This is a genomic window from Streptomyces sp. NPDC001348 (assembly GCF_053597535.1).
Map to the genome: position 1 here is coordinate 1 of NZ_JBSFIK010000047.1, position 24280 is coordinate 24280.

The 24280-nt window shown below is 71.7% G+C and carries 18 protein-coding genes and 2 pseudogenes; 10 read left to right on the forward strand and 10 right to left on the reverse strand.

Going from position 1 to position 24280, the window contains the following annotated elements:
• Positions 1 to 91 precede the first annotated feature (91 nt).
• Positions 92 to 1429, reverse strand: a complete 1338-nt coding sequence (locus ACWC21_RS34725; RefSeq protein WP_450887798.1) for an MFS transporter — start codon at positions 1427 to 1429, stop codon at positions 92 to 94.
• Between the two features lie 100 nt (positions 1430 to 1529).
• On the opposite strand from ACWC21_RS34725, the gene ACWC21_RS34730 reads away from it, so the two are divergent.
• A complete protein-coding gene (locus tag ACWC21_RS34730) occupies positions 1530 to 2615 on the forward strand; it encodes a DUF5937 family protein (protein WP_450887800.1) in 1086 nt (361 codons plus the stop codon).
• On the opposite strand, the gene ACWC21_RS34735 is transcribed toward ACWC21_RS34730, so the two are convergent.
• Positions 2557 to 3603: a helix-turn-helix domain-containing protein gene (locus tag ACWC21_RS34735; RefSeq protein ID WP_450887802.1), complete on the reverse strand. Its 1047-nt coding sequence runs from the start codon at positions 3601 to 3603 to the stop codon at positions 2557 to 2559. The two genes, ACWC21_RS34730 and ACWC21_RS34735, sit on opposite strands and share 59 nt — an antisense overlap.
• Before the next feature lie 436 nt (positions 3604 to 4039).
• Here ACWC21_RS34735 and ACWC21_RS34740 point away from each other — a divergent pair, with 436 nt between their 5' ends.
• Both ACWC21_RS34740 and ACWC21_RS34745 read left to right on the forward strand, forming a co-directional pair.
• Entirely contained in the window at positions 4040 to 5332 is a 1293-nt protein-coding gene (locus ACWC21_RS34740; protein ID WP_450887902.1) for an MFS transporter, read from the forward strand.
• Positions 5333 to 5463: 131 nt separating this feature from the next.
• Positions 5464 to 5817, forward strand: coding sequence for a hypothetical protein (locus ACWC21_RS34745; protein WP_450887804.1), 354 nt, complete (start codon positions 5464 to 5466; stop codon positions 5815 to 5817).
• Between the two features lie 96 nt (positions 5818 to 5913).
• Here the strand turns inward: ACWC21_RS34745 and ACWC21_RS34750 are convergent, their stop codons facing one another.
• Positions 5914 to 9060, reverse strand: a complete 3147-nt coding sequence (locus ACWC21_RS34750) for an AfsR/SARP family transcriptional regulator (RefSeq protein ID WP_450887806.1) — start codon at positions 9058 to 9060, stop codon at positions 5914 to 5916.
• A gap of 194 nt (positions 9061 to 9254) precedes the next feature.
• On the opposite strand from ACWC21_RS34750, the gene ACWC21_RS34755 reads away from it, so the two are divergent.
• Positions 9255 to 9629, forward strand: a complete 375-nt coding sequence (locus tag ACWC21_RS34755; RefSeq protein WP_450887807.1) for a peptidase inhibitor family I36 protein — start codon at positions 9255 to 9257, stop codon at positions 9627 to 9629.
• On the forward strand, positions 9626 to 10522 hold the full coding sequence (locus ACWC21_RS34760; RefSeq protein ID WP_450887809.1) for a hypothetical protein: 897 nt from the start codon (positions 9626 to 9628) through the stop codon (positions 10520 to 10522). The genes ACWC21_RS34755 and ACWC21_RS34760 overlap by 4 nt, the downstream gene beginning before the upstream one ends.
• Positions 10523 to 10779: 257 nt before the next feature.
• Here ACWC21_RS34760 and ACWC21_RS34765 read toward each other — a convergent pair whose 3' ends face one another.
• Positions 10780 to 12774, reverse strand: coding sequence for a flavin monoamine oxidase family protein (locus tag ACWC21_RS34765; RefSeq protein ID WP_450887810.1), 1995 nt, complete (start codon positions 12772 to 12774; stop codon positions 10780 to 10782).
• A 219-nt stretch (positions 12775 to 12993) separates the two neighbouring features.
• Between ACWC21_RS34765 and ACWC21_RS34770 the strand changes: the two genes are divergently transcribed.
• Positions 12994 to 14892: a CASTOR/POLLUX-related putative ion channel gene (locus tag ACWC21_RS34770; RefSeq protein ID WP_450887812.1), complete on the forward strand. Its 1899-nt coding sequence runs from the start codon at positions 12994 to 12996 to the stop codon at positions 14890 to 14892.
• A 578-nt stretch (positions 14893 to 15470) separates the two neighbouring features.
• Positions 15471 to 16457 (forward strand): L,D-transpeptidase, encoded by a 987-nt coding sequence (locus ACWC21_RS34775; RefSeq protein WP_450887814.1) that lies wholly within the window; start codon positions 15471 to 15473, stop codon positions 16455 to 16457.
• 229 nt (positions 16458 to 16686) lie between these two features.
• On the opposite strand, the pseudogene ACWC21_RS34780 reads toward ACWC21_RS34775, so the two are convergent.
• The 3 genes and pseudogenes from ACWC21_RS34780 to ACWC21_RS34790 form a co-directional block, all read right to left on the reverse strand.
• Positions 16687 to 16809, reverse strand: a pseudogene (locus ACWC21_RS34780) (GNAT family N-acetyltransferase); the annotation flags it as partial.
• Between the two features lie 91 nt (positions 16810 to 16900).
• Positions 16901 to 17752 carry a methyltransferase domain-containing protein gene (locus ACWC21_RS34785; protein WP_450887815.1) on the reverse strand — a complete coding sequence of 284 codons (852 nt, stop codon included), beginning with the start codon at positions 17750 to 17752 and terminating at the stop codon, positions 16901 to 16903.
• 227 nt (positions 17753 to 17979) lie between these two features.
• On the reverse strand, positions 17980 to 18264 hold the full coding sequence (locus tag ACWC21_RS34790; protein WP_450887908.1) for a hypothetical protein: 285 nt from the start codon (positions 18262 to 18264) through the stop codon (positions 17980 to 17982).
• Between ACWC21_RS34790 and ACWC21_RS34795 the strand changes: the two are divergent.
• Together ACWC21_RS34795 and ACWC21_RS34800 are read left to right on the forward strand one after the other, a co-directional pair.
• A pseudogene (locus ACWC21_RS34795) lies at positions 18226 to 18465 on the forward strand (amidohydrolase family protein); the annotation flags it as partial. The gene ACWC21_RS34790 and the pseudogene ACWC21_RS34795 overlap by 39 nt on opposite strands.
• A gap of 396 nt (positions 18466 to 18861) precedes the next feature.
• A complete protein-coding gene (locus ACWC21_RS34800; RefSeq protein ID WP_450887817.1) occupies positions 18862 to 21246 on the forward strand; it encodes a glycoside hydrolase family 44 protein in 2385 nt (794 codons plus the stop codon).
• A 120-nt stretch (positions 21247 to 21366) separates the two neighbouring features.
• Here ACWC21_RS34800 and ACWC21_RS34805 read toward each other — a convergent pair whose 3' ends face one another.
• Positions 21367 to 21792: a hypothetical protein gene (locus tag ACWC21_RS34805; RefSeq protein ID WP_450887819.1), complete on the reverse strand. Its 426-nt coding sequence runs from the start codon at positions 21790 to 21792 to the stop codon at positions 21367 to 21369.
• Between the two features lie 151 nt (positions 21793 to 21943).
• Here ACWC21_RS34805 and ACWC21_RS34810 point away from each other — a divergent pair, with 151 nt between their 5' ends.
• Positions 21944 to 22264, forward strand: coding sequence for a hypothetical protein (locus ACWC21_RS34810; RefSeq protein WP_450887821.1), 321 nt, complete (start codon positions 21944 to 21946; stop codon positions 22262 to 22264).
• A gap of 56 nt (positions 22265 to 22320) precedes the next feature.
• Here the strand turns inward: ACWC21_RS34810 and ACWC21_RS34815 are convergent, their stop codons facing one another.
• Entirely contained in the window at positions 22321 to 22896 is a 576-nt protein-coding gene (locus tag ACWC21_RS34815) for a hypothetical protein (protein ID WP_450887823.1), read from the reverse strand.
• 134 nt (positions 22897 to 23030) lie between these two features.
• A complete protein-coding gene (locus ACWC21_RS34820; RefSeq protein ID WP_450887825.1) occupies positions 23031 to 24116 on the reverse strand; it encodes an acyltransferase family protein in 1086 nt (361 codons plus the stop codon).
• Positions 24117 to 24280: the final 164 nt, after the last annotated feature.

Consider the following 24280-nt stretch of genomic DNA (forward strand, 5'->3'; position numbering starts at 1 on the left):
CTTCGGACAGCGTGATCTCCACAGCTGAAGGCCCGGGATGAGACATGACAACAGGGTAGTAACTAACCCTCAGAATTTCTGGCGCATCACACTAGCGGGTTCCCGGCGCATGCCGACGAGTCGGCCGGTCCCGAGCGCGCCACTCGGCCATGGCCCGGTTGGCGTGGGTCTTGACGGTTGAGCCCCTTCGTGGCCGCGGGAGAGAGCAGCGTCTCGTCCGCCGTGACGAGACGGACGGCGTCGAGCGGCGGGCGACCGCGGCGGCGGACAGGAGTGTCGCGGCGGCGAGGCCGCCCCAGAGGGCGGCCGGTCCCTGGGGCGCGAGAGCGGTGATGACCGCCGGTGAGACGGCGAGACCGAAGCCCGTGGAGAGCTGGAGACGTGCCAGGACGCGTCCCAGGGCATGAGCCGGGGCCAGGGCGGTGACCAGAGCGGTGGCGCTGCCGGCGTAGATGATCTCGCCGACGGTACAGACCACGGACACCGCGGCGACGGCCGGGACAGCCCAGCCGTGCCGCAGGGTGATGGTGACGAGAAAGCCGAGATAGGAGACGGTGAGCACCACACCGGCGAGCGCCAGCACGGTCCGCCGGGAGAAGCGGGACAGCGCGATGGTGACCGGAACCTGCAGGGTCACCACCAGCACCGTGTTGGCCACGAAGACGGCTGCCGACCACGCCGGGGCCGCGTGCAACTGCGTCACGAGCACGAGGGGCAGGGCGACTTCGGGAACATTGAGGCAGAACACGTAGACCACGTTGGCGGCCAGGAGCACGCGCATCCGGGGTACGGGCCCGTCACCGGTTTCGCTGACCGGACCGGCGACCGGATGCGCGTGCAGGTGGACCGACCACGCCAAGGCCGCCGAGGTGAGGTAGGCCAGCCCGGTGACGGCGGCCAGTGCCTGCAACACGGTGGTGCCGCCCGCCAGGCAAGCGGTGGCGATGAGCGCGCCCACGCCCAGACCGGCGTTGCGCAGGGAGCGGCCCGCCGCGAGAGCCGCGTCGCGTTCCCGCCCCTGGGCGACCGTGGCCACGACAGCCGCGTGGGCGGCCGGCCACGCCTGGTTGCCGATGCCGAGGAACAACGCCGCCGCGGTGAACGGCCAGACATGCCCTGCCGGGGTGGCCAGCAGCACCGCCACACCCAGCACCCGCACCAGCATCGACGCCGCCACGGCCGTGCTGCGGGCGCCCCGGTCCAGCCACCGGCCCACCGCGGGCATGCACCCGAGACCCGCGACGATCCCGACCGTCATGGCTGTGCCGGTGGCCGGCGCGGACAGCCCGAGCACCGTCACCCCGTAGAGCAGCAGGAAGGGGCGCAGCAGACCGGTGCCGAGTGCGTCGACGGCCAGGGCGACGGCGTAGCGGGGGCCTCCGGAGGCACGGACGAGGCCGCCGGGCCGGATCTTGGTGGTGGTTGCCATGGTGTGAAACCGTGCGGCCGGCCGCCGCGTCGGGCACGTCGGTTGACGGAGACCGTCAACCGACGCGGTCGCCGGCCGCCCGGTCGGTGATGATGACGGGATGACGTTGAGGATCGACATCAGCGGCCTGCCGTCCGAGCGGCTGCGGTTCGCCGCCTCCCCGCTGGCGGAGCTGACCGCGATGCTGCACGTGCTGGCCGAACCCGGGCATCACCCGCAGCTCGCCGGCTGGGCCGGGGACGTCTGGGCCGGGCTGCGGCCGGAGCTGGCCGAGCGGTTGCGGGAGGCCGATTTCCTCTGGCGTTCCTCGCAGGCGGACTTCCTGATCCCGGCCCGTCCCCGGCCGACCCTCGCGGAAGAGCTGGACGACGTCGACCGGATCGACGACGAGACGTATGTGACCGCCGCGCTCGTCACCACGTGCGGCAGCAGCCGGATCCACTTCGCCGCGCCGTCGCCGCTCACCGACCCGGCAGCACGCGAGCGGGCCCTGGACGTTGCCCAGGCCCGCGGCGCGCGGCAAGAGGCGTTCGCGGAACGGCTGCTCCAGGACCCGGCCGCGGCGCGGGCGCGGTTGCGTGACACCCTCGAACAGTGCGCCGAGGCCTTCTTCGACGCCGCCTGGGCGGATGTCGCCGTGCGGCTCGCCACCGACCTGCGGCGCAAGAACGACCTGCTGAAGCGTCAGGGCGTCGGGCCGGCACTCGCAGCGGTGTCCGGTGCCGTCACCCTGGCGCCGGACGGTGACTGCATCATCGTGGACAAGGTGCAGGACAAGGCGACCGCCGCCCACGGCGCCGGGGTCACCTTCATCCCCAGTGTCTTCGGGAACCCGCACCTGGTGGCGGTCCACGCCCCCGGCTGGCAGCCGGTGGTGCAGTACCCCGTGACCGAGCCGGGTCCACCGGAGCCGGTGTCGCTGGAGACCGTCGCACTACGGCTGCAGGCACTCTCGCATCCGGTACGGCTGCGGCTGCTGCGCACCCTGGCCCGCGGCCCGCACACCACCAGCGAGCTGGCCCACGCCTGGGAACTCTCACCGCCGGAGGTCTCGCGCCACCTCGCCGTTCTGCGCCGCGCCGGCCTGCTCACGCACCGGCGGCAGGGCCGTTACGTCCGGCACACCCTCAGTCTCCCCGATGTGACGTCGCTGGGCGCCGACCTGCTGGCGGCCGTCCTGCGCTGAGCAGATCGTCCTGCCGTACGCCGTCCAGTGCGCCGCGGTCCCGGCGGGGCACGGGAGCGTGGGCCGGGGACAGCGGGCGGGCGGGGCTCGGGTCGGCGGCCGGCTCCGGGTGGCCCGCGGGCGTCGGCTCCGGCCGGGCGGCCGCGGGCTCCAGGCGGAGCATGGCTTGCTCGTCCAGGGTGCCCGGGGCGGCCTGGTAGACCACCATGCGCTGGTCACCCGTGCGGGCCAGCCGCATGACCTCGTAGGTGAGGGTCATCGGTCCCACCTTCGGATGCCGGAAGGTCTTCTGCCCGCCACCGCGCTCGCAGACGTCGTACCGCTCCCAAAGCCGCGCGAACTCTGGTGACTTCAGCACCAGTTCGCCGACCAGTGAGGTCAGCTCGGGGTCGTCCGGGTCGGCGCCGGCGACCGCCCGCAGATGCGCCACCGACAGCGCGACCGTGTCCTCCCACGGCTCGTACAGCGTCCGCCCGACGGGATGGAGGAAGAGGTAGCGGGTGAGGTTGCGCTGGTCCTCCGGCCAGTCCCAGAGCCCGGGCAGCAGTCGCCGGCCCGGCGGGTTCGCGGCCAGTACCCGGTTGTACCGGCTCACCACGTAGGCGGGCAGCGGTCGTACGGCCTCCAGCATCCGCAGTACCGAGTCGCGGACGGTGTGGTCCGAGGAGGCGGGAAGCTCGGAGACCCGGCCGGAGGCCAGCTCCGCGAGCTCGTGCAGGCGTTCGTAGGCGTCACCGCGTAGCCGCAGGGCGCGGCCCAGGGCGTCCACGACAGCAGGCGAGGGGTTGGTCTCCCGGCCGCGTTCCAGGCGGATGTAGTAGTCCACGCTCACCCCGGCCACCGCGGCCAGCTCCTCCCGGCGCAGTCCGGGAGTGCGGCGCAGACCCGCACCGGCCGGAAGGCCGACGTCCTCCGGGCGCACCTGTGCCCTGCGGGCTTTGAGGTATTTGCCGAGTTCCGTGCCCCGCGGGTTGGTCGCTGCTGCCATTCGGCCCATTCTGGCAGGCGCGCCGGGGACTTGGGGGGCCCTGTCAGGGCCTGGAACGCCGCACCACGGTACGGCACGGTCTGCCGCGCGGTCGCGGGCGGGCGCAGAGTTGTTCCCGGAGCGGGCGGCCCGGCCGCCGGGGACCCAGGGGGTGCGTGACACCGGACCGCGGCCCTGGCGAACCGCGGCCGCCCGCCCGATCACCCTGATGGACACCGTCAACCATGCCTGCTTCGTCCAGGAGGCCACTGTGCCGGGCACCCCTTCCCCCTCACCGTCCACCGTCCCTGCCCACGGACACGCCCCCGCGCCGGCGGCGGCCGGGTTCCGGCCACGGCAGCCGGACCCGGCCCGACCAGCCGCGCCGCCGGCCTGCGCCCCCGGCGAGGCGAGGCGGGCAGGCGTCGCACTGGTCGCTTCCCTCCTCGGCTTCACAGTGATCACGATCGACGTGTCGGCCGTGAACATAGCGCTGCCCGCGATCCGGGACTCGCTCAGCGGCGGGATGGCCGGGCTGCAGTGGGTGGTGGACGCGTACACCCTGATGTTCGCGGCCCTGATGCTTTCCGCCGGTGCCCTCGCGGACCGCGCTGGGGCCCGCCGCACCTACGCCTGGGGCGTCACCCTGTTCACCCTGGCCTCCCTCGGCTGCGCGCTCGCGCCCGGCATCGGCGTGCTGGTCGCCGCGCGTGTCGCGCAGGGCGGTGCCGCCGCGGTCGTGATGCCGGCCTCGCTGGCTCTGATCCGGCAGGCCTACGGGGACACCCGGGAGCGCGCCCGCGCCATCGCGCTGTGGACGGTCGGCGGCTCGGTGGCGATGGCCGCGGGCCCCGTGCTGGGCGGCGTGCTGACCGAGTCGGCCGGCTGGCGGGCGGTCTTCCTCCTCAACCTCCCCGTGGGAGCGGTGATACTCGGTCTGCTGATCCGGGTTCCGCGCTCCCCGCGCCGGCCCGCCGCGCTGGACGGCGGCGGCCAGCTCACCGCCGTACTGGCCCTGGCCGGGCTGGCCTTCGCGGTGATCGAGGGCCGCGACCTGGGCTGGACCAGTCCGCCCGTGCTGACCGCCGCCGTGCTCGCCGTCGCCTCCGGATTCGCCTTCCGCGCGGTGGAGTCCCGCCACCGCCAACCGATGGTCCCACTGACGATGCTGACGAAACGAGAGGTGGCCGTCCCCCTGGCGGTCGGTTTCGCCGTCAACGCCGCCTTCTACGGCGGGATCTTCCTCCTCGGCCTGTACTACCAGCAGCTGCGGGGCATGTCGGGGACAGCGGCCGGGCTGATGTTCGTCCCCTTGTCGGCGGTGGTGACCGCGACCAACCTGGTCTCGCCGCGCCTGGCGGAGCGCATCGGACGGCGGCCGGTGATCGTCGCCGGTCAACTGGTCTTCACGGCGGCGATGCTCACCATGCTGCCGCTGACCGCGCACACCCCGGTCTGGCTGGTGCTGGTCCTGCTGCTGCCGCTGAGCGTGGGCGGTGCGCTCGCGGTCCCCGCCTTGACCGCGCTGCTGATCGACGCCGTCCCGGGGGAACGTGCCGGGACCGCGTCAGGACTGCTCAACTCCTTGCGTCAGACCGGCGGTGCGCTTGCCGTCGCCCTCTTCGGCAGCCTGCTCTCCGGCCCCGGCGGCGACTTCTCCCTCCCCGGCATGCGCCTCGGCCTTCTCCTCATCGCCGCGCTCCTCCTCACCACCGCCACCCTCTCCCGCCTCGTCCTGCCCAGGCACTGACGACCGTCAGCCCGACCTCGTGGCGGCCTGCCGTGAACCGTCCGGCGGGCACACCGCATGACACTTGTCACGAGCAACACCGGACGACGCACACTGACAGGCCAACCGACCCCACCCATATGGTTCTTGGCATGACGAAGAGCGACGGGGAAAACCCGCGGAAGACCGATGTCAAGGTGAGCCTCCTCGGCGGCCACCGCCTGGAGGGAACCACCCTGCACGAGCGGACCGTCACCGCGTCCCTCATCGGTGGCGCCGACATCGACCTGACGGACCTCGACATCCCGGACGGCACCGAACTGCGCATCACGAAGCTGAGCCTGATCGGTGGCGTCAACCTCAAGGTCCGTCCCGAGGTGCGGGTCGAGGTCCACGGGCTGCGCCTGGGCGGGGTGAAGGACGACGGCCCGACCGAACCGGGCGGCCCGACGGTCCGGATCGACGCCTGGGGCCTGGTCGGGGGCGTCACCGTCCACCGCGCATAGACATGGCCGGCGCCGCGGCCGCGGCTCACGCCCGCCCTCCGCGGGACTCCGCATCCCCGGACCGCCCCTTGGCCGCGGCGGCGACGCGTCCGGCGGTCACACCCGGGAGCCCGTCACCGTCGCCAGGACAGCTCGGATGTCGTCCGCTTCGGGCATGCCGAGTTCGGTGTAAAGGGCCAGGGCGCGCTCGCAGTGGCGAACGGCCGGCTGGGCGTCGCCGAGAGCGTGGTGGGCATCGCCCAGTCCGCCGTGCGCACGGGCCTGCTGGCCGGGGTTGCCGATGTCCTCGGCGATGGCGAGAGCGTCGGTGTGGTGGGTGAGCGCGTCGGCGTGCCGCCCGGCGGCACGGGCGGCCTCACCGAGCCCGTTGAGTGCGCCCGCTTCGCCGTCCCGGTCGCCGTTCTGCCAGTAGATGGTGATCGCCTGCCGGTGGCATTCGGCGGCCTGTTCGGGCCGTCCGAGGCGCGTACGGATGATGCCGAGGCTGTTCAGCGCTCCGGCTTCGCCGTAGCGGTCACCGACTTCCCGGAGCAGGAGGAGCGCCTGCTCCTGGTGGTCGACGGCCGGCCCGTACCGGCCGAGGCGCGCCTCGACCATGCCGAGATCATTGAGCGCGTGGGCTTCCAGGTACCGGTTGCCGCTGCGACGGAGCAGGGCCAGGGCCTGCCGGAGACGGTCGGCGGCCGGCCCGTAACGGCCCAGATGCCGCTCGACCGTGGCGAGATCCTTCAGGACGATCGCTTCGCCCAACCGGTCGTCGGCCTGCCGGTACAAGGCCAGCGCCTGTTCGAGATTCCCGACGGCCGGCAGGTAGCGGCCCTGCCGCTCGGCGACGAGGCCGAGGTTGACGAGGGCGCGGGCCTGGCCGGTCGGGTCGCCGACCCGCCGGAACAGCGTCAGCGCCTGCTGCAGGTGCCGGATCGCCGGTTCGTGCTGGGCCAACTGCCAGTAAGCGGTGCCGAGGCCGAGCAGGGCCCGGGCTTCGCTCACCGGGTCGGCGGTCTGGCGAGCGGCGTCCCGGGCGTGGCCGTGGATCGTGAGACCGTCGGTGTGATGGCCGGTGACGAGGTAGCGGTACAGGGTCTGGGACAGCCGGATGGCATGGGTGGGCCGCCCATGGGCGGCGGTGTGCGCGGCGACCGCCGTCAGACACGGTCGTTCGCCGTTCAGCCAGGCGCGCGCCGCGTCCGGGTCGGACAGGTCGGGCATCGGGGTGGCGGCCGGGGGAACGCCGGGCCGTAGGTGCGCCTCGGCCGGATGGAGGCAGTCCATGGCGGCGGCAGCGGTGGCGAGGTAGTGGTCGCACAGCCGGTCGACCGCCGCCCGGGGGACGTCCGGCGCGTCCTCGGCCGTGGCGAGACGGGTGGCGTAGGCGCGAAGCAGGTCGTGCATGCCGTAGCGGCCGCCGTCCAAGGGCTGGACCAGATGGGCGCGGGCGAGGACGTCGAGGGCACGGCGGACTTCCGTCAGGCCGTCGCAGCACAGCGCGGCGGCGGCGTACGCGTCGAAATCGGGCCCGGGATGCAGCCCGAGCAGCCGGAAGGTACGCGCCACGTTCGGGGACAGCTGCCGCAGCGACCAGGAGAACACCGCGGCGACCGCGGCCCGCGGGTCGCCGTCCGCGTCGAGCAGGTCCAGCCGCCGCTGCTGGTCGGCGAGTTCGGCGACGAGCTCGGACAGGGGTGTGGTAGGGCGGGCGACGGCGAGTTCGGCGGCGACCCGCAGGGCGAGCGGCAGCCGGGCGCACTGTGCGGCGAGGGCGTCCACGGCGCCGGGTTCGGCCTCGCCACGGGCGCCGACGAGCCGCCGCAGCAGGGCACGGGCGGCGTCGGCGGGCAGCAGGTCGAGGTCGAGCCGGTGGGCGCCCTCCCGCGCGACCAGCCCGGCCAGGCTGTCGCGGCTGGTCACCAGCACGGCACAGGAGCCGGTGCCGGGCAGCAGGGGACGGACCTGCTCCACGGTGGCGGCGTTGTCCAGCACGATCAGCATCCGCCGGTCGGCGACCTCGCTGCGGTAGCGCGCCGCCCGGTCGTCCGCTTCCAGCGGGACGTCCTGCCCGGGCACCCCGAGCGCGGTCAGGAAACGGACCAGCGCGTCGGCGGCGGTCATGGGCTGGTCGGGGTCGTAGCCACGCAGGTTCACGTACAGCTGGCCGTCCGGGAACCGTTCCCGGGCCCGGTGCGCCCAGTGCACGGCCAGGGCCGTCTTGCCCACCCCCGCCGTTCCCGACACCGCCGAGATCAGCACCGCGGCCGGCCGTTCCGCCGCCGTGGCCAGGGTTGCCTCCAGCCGGGCCAGCTCCTCCTCACGGCCGATGAACGCCCCAGCGGCCATGGGGAGTTGCGCGGGAACGGGCCTGGTGCGCTCCACGCCGGCGCCGGGCGGTGTGCGGTGGACGGCCGGTGTGGCGGGCTTGCCCGTGAGGAGCGCCCGGTGCTCGCGCTGTGCCTCGGCGCCCGGGGTGGTGCCGAGTTCGTCGGCCAGCCGTCGTCGCAGGCCGGTGTAGCAGGTGAGCGCTTCCGGAGCGCGCCCGGCGGCGTGCAGCGCCCGCATCAGGGCCACGGTGAGCGGCTCGGTCAGGGGATGTTCGGCGGCCAGGACGGTCAGCGTGTCCACCACCTCGAGGTGACCGCCGACACGGAGTTCGGCGTCCGCCCAGGCCAGGACCGCGTCGATGCGCTGTCGCTGCCAGCCTTCGCGGATGCGCGCCGCCCACTCCCCGGCCAGGCCGGCCAAGGGCTCGCCCCGCCACAGCCCGAGGGCCTCCCGCAGCATCGCCAGCCGCCCCGGGTCGGACCCGCCGGCCGCACGGGCCCGGGTGACCAGGTGCCGGAACCGGTGCGCGTCGACCAGGTCCCGCGGCATGTCGAGCCGGTAGCCTCCCGAGCCGCGCAGCAACTGCGGGGCCACGACCGGGCCGGGCGGGCCGTCGGGGTCGCCGGGGTCGCCGGGGAGGAGCGTGCCGGCCCCGCCGGGAAGGCTCCCGTCGGCGTCGCAGGAGAACTGCGGGGCGGTGTCGGCGAGGATTCGGCGGATGCGGGCGATGTGCGCGTAGAGCGTGGCGCGCACCTGAGCGGGCGGTTCATCGCCCCAGACCCGGTCGATCAGCGTCTCGGTCGCCACCCAGCGGCCCACGTCCACCAGCAGCGCCGCAAGGACAGTACGCCGTTTGGCGGGACCCAGGTCCACGGGGCGGCCCGACACTCTCAGCTCGACGGGCCCCAGCAGCTGAAATCCCGTCACGCCGCCCCCTGACCCGACCCTGTACGCGCCGACCTGATCCCCGGGCGTCACCCAACCACCTGGCCACCTGTGAGGCAAGGTTCGAGCAAGCTTCTCGACCACCTCACTCCTCCACCGTGTCCATGGCACCCCTGCGCACCACGGGCGACACCCGGTCCCGTGGGCGGTCCTCGAGTGATGGAGGAACACTGAGCATGAAGCGGATCCTGGCCAAGGCCGGCATCGCCCTGGGAAGCGTGGCCCTGGCCACCACCGGCGCACTCATCACAGCCGCCCCCGCGAACGCGGCGTGGTCGGACTGTCCCGCCGGAGCGCTGTGCGCCTACCTCGGCGTCAACGGCGCGGGCGACCCGGGCGTGGTCTACAACGACAACGCGAACCTTCTGCAGTACAACAAGTTCAACAACGCCGAGTCCCTGTACAACCACGGCAACAACTGCAACGTCCGCCTGTACTCGGGGCTGAACTACACCGGCGCCAGCTATGTGCTCGCCCGGGGCTACTACAACGGCTCCCTGGCGAACACCGTGTGGTGGCACAACGTCGCCTCGAACGACTGGTGCGTATGAGCGCATCCACGGCGCGGCGGACACTTCCCACGGTGCTCCTTGCGCTGACCGCGGCCGGCTGCTCCCTCGGCGGGGAGCCCGGCCGCGGGCCCGTGGCACTCGACGTCCGCCCCCTGTCCGGGGCCACCGCGTTCACCTACGCCCAGGCCGTACGCCTGCACGACCGTGAGGAACGTGCCGTCGCCGCCTGCATGACCTCGCGCGGCCAGAGCTACACGGCACAGCCCCGGACCGCCTCCGCCCGCGGTGAGGAGACCAACCCCTACGGGCTGCTCACCCCGGAGAGGGCGGCCCAGGACGGGTACGGGATCGTCGGTGAGTACCTGTACCGCCAGTCCGCTCCTCCGCCGCCCGAAGAACCCCGCAAGGCGGCCTGGAAGCACGCTCTGACCGGTACAGCCGCCCACCGGGTGCGTCTGCGGCTGCCCGACGGCGTCAGCCTCGAGTACTCCACCGACGGCTGTGTCGCCCGGGCGCGCGCCGAGCTGTACGGGGCGGACTGGAACACCGTGGCTCCGGTCGCCATGGGACTGGCGAACCGTGTGATCGGCTCCGTCGAGGCGGACCCCGGCTACCGTGCCGCTGTCCGGCACTGGTCCTCGTGCATGACGAAGTCGGGGCACCCGGTGACGGACCTCCAGGCACCGCGCAGGGCCATCGACTCCCGGCTGCAGAAGGCCGCGGCGGACGCGGAGGCCCTGCGTGCGCTGGGCCGCGACGAGATCAGGCTGGCGGGCGCCGACGCCGGCTGCCAGATCGAGACCGGCCTGTCCCAAGTGGTCCAGGACGTGCAACGGGCCGCGGAGAAGCGCCTGCTGACGCCGAGCGACAGAAGAACCGTAGCCCGTTACCTGGCGGACAAGCGCAAGGCGCTGGCCACCCGATCCGCATGAGCAGCCGGCCTCACCCGAGGCCGGCTGCTCTTCGGCGCCGACCGCGAACCGGAGCGGAACGGCGCTGTCCGCAGAGGACTCTCGCCGCCCGTACCCGCGCCGACCTCGGACGGAAGCCGCGCGTCCGTGGCATTCCGCCCGTCCGGTCGCGCCGCCGTCTGCCAGGCGCTCGGTACCTCCATGAGCCGCTCGGCGCGGGCCCCGGCGACGGTGCGCCGGGGCCCGCGCCCACCCCATGGCTCAGCGGACCACCCGGCTCATGCGGTGTGGATCTCCAAGGCGGCGCGTACCGCGGACTCCACGGCTCCCTCGATCCACGCCGGCTTGACGGACGTGTGGTCCCCGGCGAAGTGCAACGGTCCTTCTGCGACGGGGATGACGGGCAGCAGCTCCGTGTGCTGCCCGGGCAGGAGCACGGACGCCTCCCCGTATGCGTAGGGGTCGCGGAGCCAGCTCTGGGTGCGTCCGGCGCCCGTGTAGAAGACCTCGATGCGCTGGCCGTAGACCTGCTGGAGGCCGCACAGAGCGTGGGGGTACCGTGCCTCGTCGTCCAGGGAGTCCCAGCGCATCGCGTCGTCCGCCCAGCTGTAGGAAGCCAGGACCACGCCCCCGGCACTGCCCGGAACCGGATGCGAGGGATGGAACATGAACCGGTTGGCGTTGTCCGACACCGATCCGCCGCCCACGACGTCGACCGCCTCCGGCTGGTCACGCGCGACCGCGCGGTTGGCGGCGTAGTGGGTGCGCTGACCCGCTGTGATGTGTCCCGACGGCACGGAGGGATGGGCGCCGAGCAGGCTGCCGTCCGCGGGGGCGCGGCCGGTGCGGTAGGTGTCGTACAGACCGGGGGCGACGGCGTGCAGCTCGCGCTTCCAGTCCGCCTCGTCGAACTCCCACCAGCGGCGGCTGAACTCCAGCAGCACCTTGGTCGCGCTGTCGTAGTGCAGTTCGCAGACCGCGCGGCGCTTGCCGTACGACATGGGCGGATCGATCTGTACGTGGCGCAGCCCGGAGAACGGCACGGTGATCACGGCGACGTCCGCGGTGAACTGCTCGCGTACGACGGGACCGTCGCGGCCCTCGGACACGGTGTCCACCCACACGTGCGGGCCCTTCGCCCGGACGTGCCCCGTGTCCGCCGAGGGGCGGTCGGGGTGGTGGTATTCGATGCGCGTGACACGGCGGTCGAACCGTACCTCCTTGCGTACGCGCTCCAGCAGGGCGTCCGGCAGTACCGCCGTGCCGCCCTCCAGCTCGTAGAAGGGCGTGTCGGGGCTGATGAGGGAGGAGCCGATGAAGCTGTGGATGAAGGACAGGGGCAGGCGTGAGGTGAGGTTCTCAAGGGTGCCGATCAGGTCGATGGTCCGCTCGTCGAGGCCGGCGTGCTCGGTGAGGAAGCGGAACATCGACCAGTCACCGAACCGCTGTACGACGCGGGCCCAGCCCCGCAGCCGTTCGGGGAGCGGCTTGTCGACCCGCTTGCCGTCGCTGCCGACGTGACTGAACTCGTCGCGCACCGGGTCCAACGCGGAGCGCAGGATGGCGGCGGCGGGGGTGTCCCAGTGGGCCCGGGGGACGCCGAAGGACCGGTTGATCCGCCGGGGTGCGCGGGCGTATTCGGCGCGCCGCATGCGGATGCCGTTGACGTGGATCCAGGTGCGGCTGGCGGGACGCCCTTCGTTGTCGACGTCGACGTAGTGGAAGGGCCGCTTCTTCAGGCCGAACTGGTCGATCAGCTCCATCACCAGGGGATGGCTGCCGGGAAGACGCATCGCGCCCGCCTCGGCGTACTGGCGTGGGTCGGCGAAGGGCTGCTGGGCGTGTTCGTGGCCGCCGCTCCGGAAGGTCTTGATGCGTCCGCCCACGCGGTTGCCGTTGGCCTCGAGCACGGTCACCCGGTGACCCGCCCTCTTGAGCAGCCAGGCGGTCACCAGCCCGGCCGGACCGGCCCCGACGACCAGAACGTTCTTGGGGCGTGTGCGTCGCCGGGCCGGTAGTCCCTCGTGGAGGACGCGTTGGTAGCGCGGGACGAGAGGGCGGTCGTCGGAGTCCAGTACGAGGAGCGCCCGAGCCACGGCGAGGCACCGGTCGAAGTCGGTGCCACGGCTGTCGCTCGGGGCGCCCGGAGCGGGCAGGGCCGCGGCGACACCGCCGGTCAGGGCCGTTGCCACCGTGGTCGTGCCGACCGCCGCCGCGAAGCTCCTGCGGGAGAAACCGCCGTCTGGACGCACCACCGAGTGATCTTCAGTCATGCCGGCTTTTGTACTGGTGGCGGCGCCCGGGCGTCCGGCCTTCGCTCCGGCGTTGACTCGAAGGAGCTAAGACGCAGACGAACCCTGACGTCACAGCACGTCCGCCGAGTGGGACGGCCCGGAAACCCGAAGGGATGAATGCCGGGCGAACTCCGTATGCCGCCGCGATCGATCCCTCACGCTGCCCCATGCGTATCCACATCCACGGAGGGGGGAAGGGTGGGGCAGCGGCGCACTCCGTTCGGTGACAGGGCCCGTTACTGGTTCGACAGCACACTGGCCCGCGGTGCCTCCGCGCTCGTGGGCTGGATGGCACTGGTGTGTCTGGCCGTCGTCGTCCCGGCCAGCGCCGTGCTGGTGTGGACCGACCCCCACGCGCCGGCGACCCTGGCCGACCGGCTGGCGGAGGTGTGGCGCCTCACCGGGGAGACACTGCGGCTGGGCGGTACCACGGGGACACCGCTGCGCGTGGTGATGTCGGTCGTGCTCGCACTGGTCGCCCTGCTGTACGTATCGACGCTCGTCGGCTTGATCACGACGGCGCTCACGGAGCGGCTCACCGCGCTGCGACGGGGCCGATCCACCGTCCTCGAACAAGGTCACGCTGTGGTCCTGGGGTGGTCGGAGCAGGTCTTCACCGTGGTGAGTGAGCTGGTGGCCGCCAACGCCAACCAGCGCCGGGCGGTGGTGGCCGTGCTGGCCGACCGGGACAAGACGGCCATGGAGGAGGCCCTGAGCACCAAGGTGGGCTCCCTCGGCCGCACACGGTTGATCTGCCGCAGCGGACCCACCACCGACCCGGCCGTACTCACCCTGACCAGCCCGGCCACGGCCGGTGTCGTGCTGGTCCTGCCCCATGACGAGCCCGACGCCGACGCGGAGTCGGTCAAGACGCTGTTGGCGCTCAGGACGGCCCTGACCGGGGAGGGAAAGCGTCCGCCCGTCGTCGCCGCCGTCCGGGACGACCGCTACCGGCTGGCCGCCTGTCTGGCCGCCGGAGCCGGCGGAGTCGTCCTGGAGAGCGACACGGTCACGGCCCGGCTGATCGTCCAGGCCGCCCGCCGCCCCGGTCTCTCCCTCGTCCATCAGGAACTGCTCGACTTCGCCGGCGACGAGTTCTACCTGATCACCGCGTCGGCCCTGACCGGCCGGCCGTTCGGTGACGCGCTGCTCTCCTACCCGACGTCGAGCGTCGTCGGGATCATGCGGGGAGACACCCCGCTGCTCAACCCGCCACCACGAACGCCCATGGCCCCGGGCGACCTGCTCATCGTCATCTCCCGCGACGACGACACCGCCTGGCCGGGCGACTGCACCGACTTGGTCGACGAAGCGGCCGTGGTGTCCGGCCCTCCGACCCCCGAGCGGCCGGAGCGCGTCCTCCTGCTGGGCTGGAATCGCCGAGCCCCGCTCATAGTCGAGCAGTTGCGCCGCCGCGCCCGGCCCGGATCAGCCGTCGAAGTGGTGACCGACGGTGACGAGATGACGGTCCGACAGGTGATCGAGAGCGACGCGTACAGCGGAGCCGAGCTGGCCCTGACGCTGCACCGCGGTGACGTCACCCGTCCCGAGACCTTGCGACGTCTGGACGTGCATTCCTACGACAGCGTCATCGTGCTCGGCCAGGACCCCGCACCCGGACAGCCGCCGGACGCCCCCGACGACCGCACGCTCGTCACCCTCCTGCTTCTGCGTCAACTGGAGGAGGCCACCGGGCAGGAACTGCCGGTCGTCACCGAACTGATCGACGACCGCAACCGGGCGCTGGCCCCCGTCGGCCCCGGAGCCGACGTGATCATCAGCGGCAAACTCATCGGGCTGCTCATGGCACAGATCTCCCAGAACCGGCACCTGGCAGCGGTGTTCGAGGAACTGTTCTCCGCCGACGGCGCCGGGGTTCGTCTGCGGCCGGCCACCGACTACGTGCTGCCGGGACGCGAGACGTCCTTCGCCACAGTCGTGGCCGCGGCACGTCAGCGCGGCGAGTGCGCCATCGGTTACCGGAGCCACGCCGACTCGTCGACGCCTCCTGGTCACGGCATGCGGATCAACCCGTCCAAGGCCGAGCGACATCTCTGGACGGCCGAGGACGAGGTGGTCGTCGTGGGCGCCGACTGACGAGAGACCAGGGTCGGCCCCGTGTGCGTTCCCGGGGGTTGACGATCACCGACGACCTTGTCGTCGCCATCGCCGGTTGCTCAGCAACAACACGGTCCACATGAGCGTCTGAAGCGCCGCGCCGGCAATCCTGACCGTGCCCGCCCGGGTGACCACGCGATACACCAGCAGCCCGGTGCTCAGGGCGAGGAAGGGCCCGTAAACCCAGGGAGCCCAGCGCCGGATCCGTTTCGGCCCTGGCGCCCGCCGCGACTCGGCAGGCCCCTGGCAGGATCCGTTCATACCGCCTGCCGGACCAGCAGCCGGCCCACCACGCCGGGCACGGTGCGGACCGTCCCGGCTCGCGGTCGTTGCACGACCTCCACATCGATTCCAGGAAGCCGTGATTCGGTGGCGGCAGGTTGCGGTACACGACTACTGGACAGGCCTCACCGAGGCGGAGGCTGCAGAAGGAAGCCGGTGGTGCGCCGCTTCTTGGGACACGCTTTACGTGCCGCACGCAACTGCAGCTCGTGCCGTGGCTGTCTGACAGAGCGTGGGGCCCGGCAGGGCCAGGTAACGAGAGAGCGGGGCAGGTCGTGGGACGGCGCAGGGGCGGGATAGGGATCGCACTCGTCACGGTCGCGACGCTGGTGGGTGCGAGTGCCTGCGGCGGCGGCAGCAGTGACAAGGCGAGTGGGGACGACGCGAAGGCGCCGGGCAAGGCGAAGACGAGCGCATCGCCGTCACCGGCGAAGCCCAAGGGCCCGCCCATGCTGCTGGAAACGATCACCCCCCAGACGGGAAACACGGTCGGCGTCGCCATGCCGATCTCGGTGATCTTCACGAACCCGGTGGCGGCGAAGGCGCGGGCCACGGTGGAGAAGCACATGAAGGTGAGCGCCTCCCAGCCGGTGGCCGGCGCCTGGCACTGGATGGGCGACAAGCGCGCCGACTGGCGGCCGAAGACGTACTGGCCCTCCGGCACGAAGGTGAAGATCGACGCTGACATGAAGGGCGTCAGCAACGGCAACGGACGCTACGGCGTGCACAGCTACACCCACACCTTCACCGTCGGCGACGACGTGCGCGCCGATGTCTCGGTGACCGGCCACACCATGAAGGTGACCCGGAACGGCAAGCTCGTACGCACCCTGTCGATCAATGCGGGCAGCGCCCAGTACCCGACGTGGAACGGCACGATGGCCGTCATCGACAAGCAGGAGAAGGTCCACATGACCTCCTGCAGCGTCGGCATCAGCTGCGACAAGGGCAGCCCGAACTACTACGACCTGACACTGCCCTGGGACGTCCACCTCACCCAGTCCGGCACGTACGTGCACTACTCGACCGGCGACCCCAATCCGGGCAGCGGCAGCGCCCGCGGCTCGCACGGCTGCGTCCACCTGTCCATGTCGGACGCCAAGTGGTTCTACGGCCAGGTCAAGCAGGGCGACCCCATCACCATCACCGGCTCGCCCCGTGCCAAGGCCTCGGCCGACAACGGCTACGCCGACTTCAACCTGGGATGGGACCAGTGGCTCGCGGGCAGCGCGTCCGGGGAGCAGACGACCGCGACACTGTGACGCGCCGCGCCGGTGACGCTCGCGGACGGACGTGAGACGGCCGTCGGCACGGCGACACATGGCGTCTCCGGCCCGACGGCAGGCCGCCGGGCCGGCCGTGCGTCGCGGTCGGCCGACGTCCGGTGGGCGTGACATGGCCGCCCACCGGCGTAGCCACGCCGATTCAGGTGTTCACGGCCGGAGAGGACAGCGGGTACGGGCGGACGACGACGGAGCCGACCGGGAGGACCAGGTCCGGCGATGCGAACAGCTCGATGAACGCCGCACGGTCCCGGGCCTCGGACTCGTGGAGCGCGAGCCGTTCGGTCCGTATCAGGGCAGGTGGCCAGGCGACGGGTCCCCACTCGGTCATGGCGGGCAACGTATCGCACGCCGAGGCAGCGATCCGCAGGACGAGGGCCCGCACCGTGTCTCGTGCCATCGTTGCCGGTCGCCCGCTCGTGTCACCGAGGCCGGTAGGCGGTGGCCAGCACGGAGACCGTGATCCGGTCGGGCAGGAGGCCGCCGTCGTCCGGCTCCGTGCGGCTCAAGTGCCGTGCGCTCGGCGTCATCCCCACCAGATCCAGGGCTTCCGTCACGGCCAGGGTCATGGAGTACTCGACGCGTTCGGTGACGACCGCCTCGAAGCAGGGATCCAGCGCCCGGTGCAGGCGTTGTTCCTTGGCCGGGTCGATGGAGACCATCGCGGGAAGCCGGCCGCGCAGCTCGGTGAGGTGCCGCCCGGTAGGACGGACCACGATCAGCCGGCCGGCCGGGCGGAGTACCCGGCGGAACTCGGCCGGGTTGCGCGGGGCGAACACGTCCAGCACCACGTCGGCCACATCGTCGGCCAGCGGGAAGGGACGGAAGACGTCCCAGGTCGCGGCGGCCCCTCGTTCGTGGGCTCGCACTGCCGAGCGCAGCGCTCGCGCCGACGTGTCCAGGCCCAGACCTCGGGCGCCGGGCAGCTGGTCGAGAACGCCGGCCAGGTAGTAGCCCGTGCCGCACCCGACGTCCACGACCGTGGCCCGCTCGGGGGCTGAGGCGGCCGCCAGACGGGTCACGGCCCGGCGAATGGGCGCGTACCCGCCGGTGGCCAGGAAGCGGTCCCGAGCCTGGACCATGGCCGCGTCGTCGCCGCTGGTGGCCCGGCTGCCCGTCAGGAGGCCGGCGTAGCCGCAGCGGGCGATGTCGAAGGAATGACCCGCCGGACACCGCAGCGCGCCCCGGCCGGGATGCAGGCGGCGTGTGCGGCACGTCGGGCAGCGCAGCAGGTCGAGGAACGGTCCGAGGGCAGGGGGAAGCAACACGGGCACGAGGCACTCCTGGCGAGGCTGAAGGGAAGGGACCGTGCCCGCGCGTACGGAGGGCCACTGCCTCAGGAAGGAACGGGCAGCGCCGGGAGGGTGGTTCGCAGAGCGGGCACACCGAGGAGGGCGACGCCGTGCGGCATCGCCCTCAACGCCTTCCGATCACAGGAAGCAGCAGTGCGGGGTGCTCATGAATGCCACGCCGGGAGTCTACGTGGACCGACCAAGCCCTTTCATGTCCGCCGGAGCTCCGCCGTGACCAGCCACGCCGTGCTGCGCAGCCGGACGGTTCCGTCATCCGCCTGGTGGCCGCGCAGATGGCCCGTCAGGGTGCGGCGGGCGCGGTCCCGTGTCCTCGCGTCCACCTGTCCCATCAGGTGGCGGCCGGGGCCCGTTCCCGGCAGGAACTCCGCCGCGTCCTCGGCTCCGTGCCCCCAGGCCCCGTACGCCTGCGCCTGGCCGATGGTGAGACCGGTGAATTCGACACGACGATGGCGTTCACCGATTTCGCCGAACAACTCATGCCGTTCCCCCGCCGGGCCCTGTCCCGGCTCGCCGCACTGGGCGACCGCATCCTGCTTGGCTCCGACTTCCCCAGCATCCCTTATCCCTGCCTGCACCAACTCCAGGCACTGGAACGGCTGGACCTCGGCCGGGAATGGCTGCGGGCCGTGTGCCACGACAACGCGGCGGACCTGTTCGGCCTGTCACGCGGTTGACCAGGGCCGCCGAGTGACCGGTGACGGCGCCACCGCCGACGGCACTCGCGCCACTCGGGCCGCCACCGGTCCGGCACACCGGTGGGCGACGATGACCTGCCAGCCGCCCATCGGCGTTTGTGTCCGGGAGGTTGACACTGTCTCGGAGGTCGCTGAACATGTGAAGCCGTGAAGCCGTTGGGAGCGCTCCCACAGCGGCATTTTCCGTGTACCGGTTCCACACCGCACGCGCACGCCTGCTCCGTTCTGCCTCGTCGTCCCCCACGTCCAGATCGTGCGGCGCCACGCGCCCGGCGCCCCGCCCGCTCGTGCCCAGGCGGTCTGCCGCTGCGTCGCCCGGGCCGGCGCTCGGGCGTCCGGGCCTGCCGCGCGGCCGCAGGGAAGGTGATCATGCGCATGTCTCCGAGAGCCGCACTCGCGGCCGTCGTCCTGCTGATGGCAGGAGCCGGCCCGGCGGTGACGCCCGCCGTGGCGACAGCGTCACCGGCCGCGGCGCCGCGGGGTGTCGTGGCCGGTGACGGCCCAGCGCTCAGCGTCGACGCCACGACCGGCCGCCGCCCCATCGACCCGCACATCTATGGCATGAACTTCGCCGACGAGTCCCTGGCCGCCGAACTGCGGCTGCCGGTGCGCCGGTGGGGCGGCAACGCCACGACCCGCTACAACTACAAGCTCGACGCCTACAACGCGGGCGCGGACTGGTATTTCGAGAACCTGTACTACAACAACGACACCTCGAAGCTGCCGGACGGCTCGGAGGCCGACAAGTTCGTAGACCAGAACCGTCGCACCGGCACCGACACCGTGATGACCGTGCCGATGAGCGGCTGGACGACCGCCGCCCGCAACAGCGCCTGCGGCTTCAGCATCGCCAAGTACGGGGCCCAGCAGGGCAGCGACGCCCAGTGGCGGCCCGACTGCGGAAACGGTGTGAAGTCCGACGGCACGAAGGTGACCGGCAACGACCCTGCCGACACCAGCAAAGCCGTCGGTGCCGACTTCACCAAGGGCTGGGTGCAGTACCTCGACAAGACGTACGGCACCGCGAACGACGGCGGGGTACGGTTCTACAACCTCGACAACGAGCCCGACCTGTGGTGGAGCACCCACCGGGACGTGCACCCGACCGGGCCGGGCTACGACGAGATCCGCGACAGCACGTATGCCACCGCCGCCGCCATCAAGGACGCCGACCCGGCGGCGCAGACCCTCGGGCCCGTCGGCTGGGGCTTCAACTCCCTGATCTACTCCGGTCTCGACCAGAAGACCTGCGGCGAGCAGGGCGGCGACTGCTGGTCCAACCCGCCGGACCGGGCCGCCCACGGCGGTGTCCAGTTCGCTCCCTGGTACCTGCAGCAGATGAAGGCCTACGAGCAGGCGCACGGCCGCCGTGTCCTCGACTACTTCGACGAGCACATCTACCCGCAGCAGTCCGGGGTGTTCGGCGGCAACGACGATGCCGCGACCCAGGAACTGCGGCTGCGTTCCACCCGCCAGCTCTGGGATCCGACCTACGTGGACGAGAGCTGGATCAACCAGCCCGTGCAGTTCATTCCCCGGATGCGCTCCCTCGTCGACGCCAACTACCCGGGAACCAAGCTGGCCATCACCGAGTACAACTGGGGCGCCCTGGACAAGATCGACGGCGGGCTCGCCCAGGCCGACGTCCTCGGTATCTTCGGGCGGGAGGGCCTGGACCTGGCCACCCTCTGGGATCCGCCCAAGTCCAACGACCCCGGAGCCTTCGCCTTCCGGATGTACCGCAACTACGACGGCAACGGCGGCTCCTTCGGCGACACCTCCGTGCACGCGGCCAGCGCCGACCAGGGCAAGCTCGCCGTCTACGCGGCCGAACGCAGCGCCGACCACGCGCTCACCGTGATGGTCGTGAACAAGACCACCGGCGACCTCACCGCACCGGTGTCGCTGACCACCAACACCGCGCTGCCCCCGGCCGCGCAGGTCTACCGCTACGGGCAGGACGACACCACCGCGATCAAACACCTGGCGGACCAGCCCGTGTCCGGCGGTTCCTTCACCGCCACCTACCCCGCCTACTCCATCACCGAGTACGTGCTGCCCGCCGGGTCCTCCACGGCGACCCCGCCCTCCGCCCCCGGTAGGCCGACCGCGACGTCCGTCGGCTCGGACCGGGTGACGTTGGGCTGGACGGCCTCCAACGCCGGTTCCTCCCCGGTGTCGAGCTACCAGGTGTACTCCGGCGACCCGGCCAGCACCGCACCCGTCGCCACGGTCGACGCACCGGCCACCACCGCCACCGTCACCGGCCTGTCTCCGTCCACCGCCTACACCTTCCGGATCGTGGCCAGGGACACCGCCGGCCGCAGCTCCTCGCCGTCGTCACCTCTGCAGGTGACCACCACGGCCGCGACGGCCTCCGTCTGCACGGTCGACTACCGGGTGACCAACGACTGGGGGAGCGGTTTCACGGCCACCGTCACGGTCACCAACAAGGGCGCACCCCTCAACGGCTGGCAGCTCGGTTTCACCTTCCCCGGCAGTCAGAAGGTCACGCAGGGCTGGAACGGCACCTGGAAGCAGAGCGGCACCGCGGTGACCGTCAAGGATGCCGGCTGGAACGCCGCCGTGGCCACCGACGCCTCGGTCGGCATCGGCTTCAACGGCTCCTACACGGGCACCAACGCCGTGCCCAAGAACTTCACCCTCAACAGCAAGCCCTGCACCGCCCCCGGTACCGGTGCGGCGGCTCGCGTCGCCACAGCGATCGGGCACGCGCCCGGCAGTCACGCCGTGCGGTGACCGTCCGCCCGGGTGACCTGCGCCCACGGCGGTCCGGGTAGCCCCGGACCGGGGACGCACACGGGGCGTGCCGCGCCGTGTGCGTCCCGTCCACGGTGTTCTCCTCGGGCGCGGACCGGCTCACAGAACGGTGACGACCGTCTGGTCCGCCGAGACCGACTCGTCGCTGCCGACGAAGACGGCGACCTTGACCTTGTCTCCCTTGGCGAAGTGGGTACCGGCGGCCGTATGCAAGGTCACCGTGGCAGTGTGGTTCGCGTAGTCGCAGATGACGTTGTCCTTCTTGACGATGCCCGCGGCGATGCCGGCGCTGGGGCTGTCCGAGCCGAGCGCCGTCGCGTTGGCCAGGAGCTCCTGCCCGAGGGCAGGGTCGCAGGAGTAGGTGACCCGCACCTGCACATCCGACTTGTGGAGCGACACCGTGTCGATGGTGATCCCGTTGCCCTTGGCCGCTGCCGAAGGCGCGGCTGCCAGACAGCCCACACCGGCCACAAGGGCCGTGACGGCGGCCCCGGCCAGACGACGCCTCAGATTGATCGACTTCATCGGCTTTCTTCCTTCCCCCTGCACGGTCACCCTGGTCTGAGCTGTGGAGGAGACCCCCACGGGGCGGGTGGCTGCGCACAGTTGATCGATTAGAGCCGGGATCTTACGTGATCTTCGCTGTCCTCGCCGGTCCGACCTGCCCCGACGGGCGTTGACCGACGGCGAACTCGTTCGGATCGCCGAAGCCTCCCGGATCTGGAAGACGGTCGCCACCGCTCTCGTACCGGGTGGCAAAGCGATCTTCATCGACGACGGCCCCGCCGCAGCCGTGCACGAGGAGGTTCTCGCGGGCCGGCCGACCCCGGCGGCACTGCGCCGGCTCGGCGACGGCAGCCAGTACCGCATTGTGAAGGTGTTCCACGATGCGCAGGCACTCACGGCCGACCTCACCGCCCTGGGGTGGTCGGTCCGTATCCGAAACAGGGGCGAGCACTTCGTCGGCACCGCGGAACCGCCGGCCACCGCCGACTGAGGAGAGGCGGCGCCCCCCGACGCACGGCCGGTTCCCGCAGTGGCCGGCTGTGGGCATCAGCCCGTCTTGACGGACTTCTGTCCGGACGGGGTGATGGCGTACCACTGCTCGTCCTTCGCCTCGCCGTTCGCCTGTCCGGCCGTCGTGTCGCCCATGTACCGGTACACGGGCCAGCCGGCGAGGGTGAGCTGCTTCATGCCCTTTCGGTGGACCGTGCCGAGAAGGCTCTTCTCAACCCCCGCGGTCTGTACGGAGTCCCGCACGATGACAGGCATCCACGTCTTGGTACACGTACCGGTGCACGTCCACTTGGAGGGGTTCGGCTGGTCCTTGTCGTAGCGGTAGAGGGTCATCCCCTTGTCATCGGTGACCACGTTGCCGATGCCGTCGATCGCCTTGGCCATCACCATGGTGGTGATGGCCATGTGCCCGTCTCCGGAGTTGCCGCTGTCGGCCGGTGCCGAGGCAACTGGCGCCGAGGTGGCCGGTGCGGAGGTCGCGGGAGCCGACGCGGCTGGGACGGCCGGGGCGGTGGCGCCGGTGCTGGTGTCGTTCGAGGAGCCGCACGCCCCCAGCAGGAGCGTGGAGGCGAGCCCTACGACGAGGCTGAGGACGATACGTCGCGGGTTCAAGGAGTTGCCCTTCGTCGGGAGTCGTATCTGCTTGCTCCCTTAGTACGTCGGGCGGCTCCCGCCCTCTCACCCGCTGGTTTCTCATGACGCAGTCTTGACCATCGCCGTGGCCGCTCGGCGGGGCGGCCCGGGGATCACGGTGCGGAACGGCGCAGCGCGACAAGGGATTTCCAGGATCTGTGGCGCTTGAAGGGCATCTCGAAGATCTGGGAGAACATCCATGCCCCGAGTGCTGACACCGGTAGCGCCAGGACAAGCGTGAACCCGAAAGTGGGCAGGCCGGGGGAGACGCAATGCGGGGCCACACGGCGGATCACGACCATGACGATCGGCAGGTGGATCAGGTAGAGACTGTAGGAGAAGTTGCCGAGCGTCTGTATGGGGCGTGCGGTCAGGAGCCGGATGAGAACGGCGGGTCTGCCGGTGGCGACCGCGGCAAGCAGCATCGTCATGGCGGGAGCGATGGCGAGGTCCACCCAGAAGTAGTGGTTCACCGTCCAGACAGACCCCTTGATGACGCCGACAGCCAGGACAGGCATGCCGGCCAGTACGGCCAGCCATCCCCAGGGCAGTCTCCGCACCCTGTCCGACGCGACGACGACTCCTGCTCCCACCATGCCTGCGACGAACACCGGAGCGAGATGGGGAGCGAGCCAGTTGTCACCCTCCACAGGGGACGCGCCAGCCGCCATCAGCCCACCGGCGATCACCGGAAGTGTCGCGCACACGCCCAGGACCGCCGCCCCCAACCGCCGTCTCACCAGAAGAAGAAGGGGGAACAGAAGATAGAGTTCGGCCTCCACGCCGATCGACCAGAAGGCGCCGTTCGGCGTCGGAGCGGTGAACACGTCCTGGGCGATGAAGCCGTACACCAGGATGGTCGCGCCGGTAGGCAGTCCGTAGTGCGAAGCCGGGACCACGAACCGGGCAACGACCAGGCTCATGGCCAGTGCTGCCCAGTACGGAGGCAGGATGCGCCAGGCGCGTCGCCGCAGGAACCGGCCGACGCCGTCCGACCGCCACCCGTGACGCGCAGGTGAGATCGTCAGCGAGAAGCCGGACAGCACCAGAAAGAAGACGACAGCGATGCGCCCGAACATCAGCCCGTCCAGCCACGCGGGGGCCGAACTGCGGGGGTAACCAGGGAAGGTGTACAACCAGCAGTGGAACAGGACCACATACAGTGCCGCCAGGCCGCGCAGGCCATCCAGACCGGGCACTTGCCGACGGACCTGGGCCGCGCCGGTCCTCTCCTCCTGCCGCGTCGGAGCGGCCAAGTCGAGAGCGCTGCCGACCGGACGGCTCGAATCCACTGAAATCGCTCGACCCTTTCTCTGGGCACCGGCTGTGCCGCACGCGACCGACGCGTCGCCGGTCGCCGCAG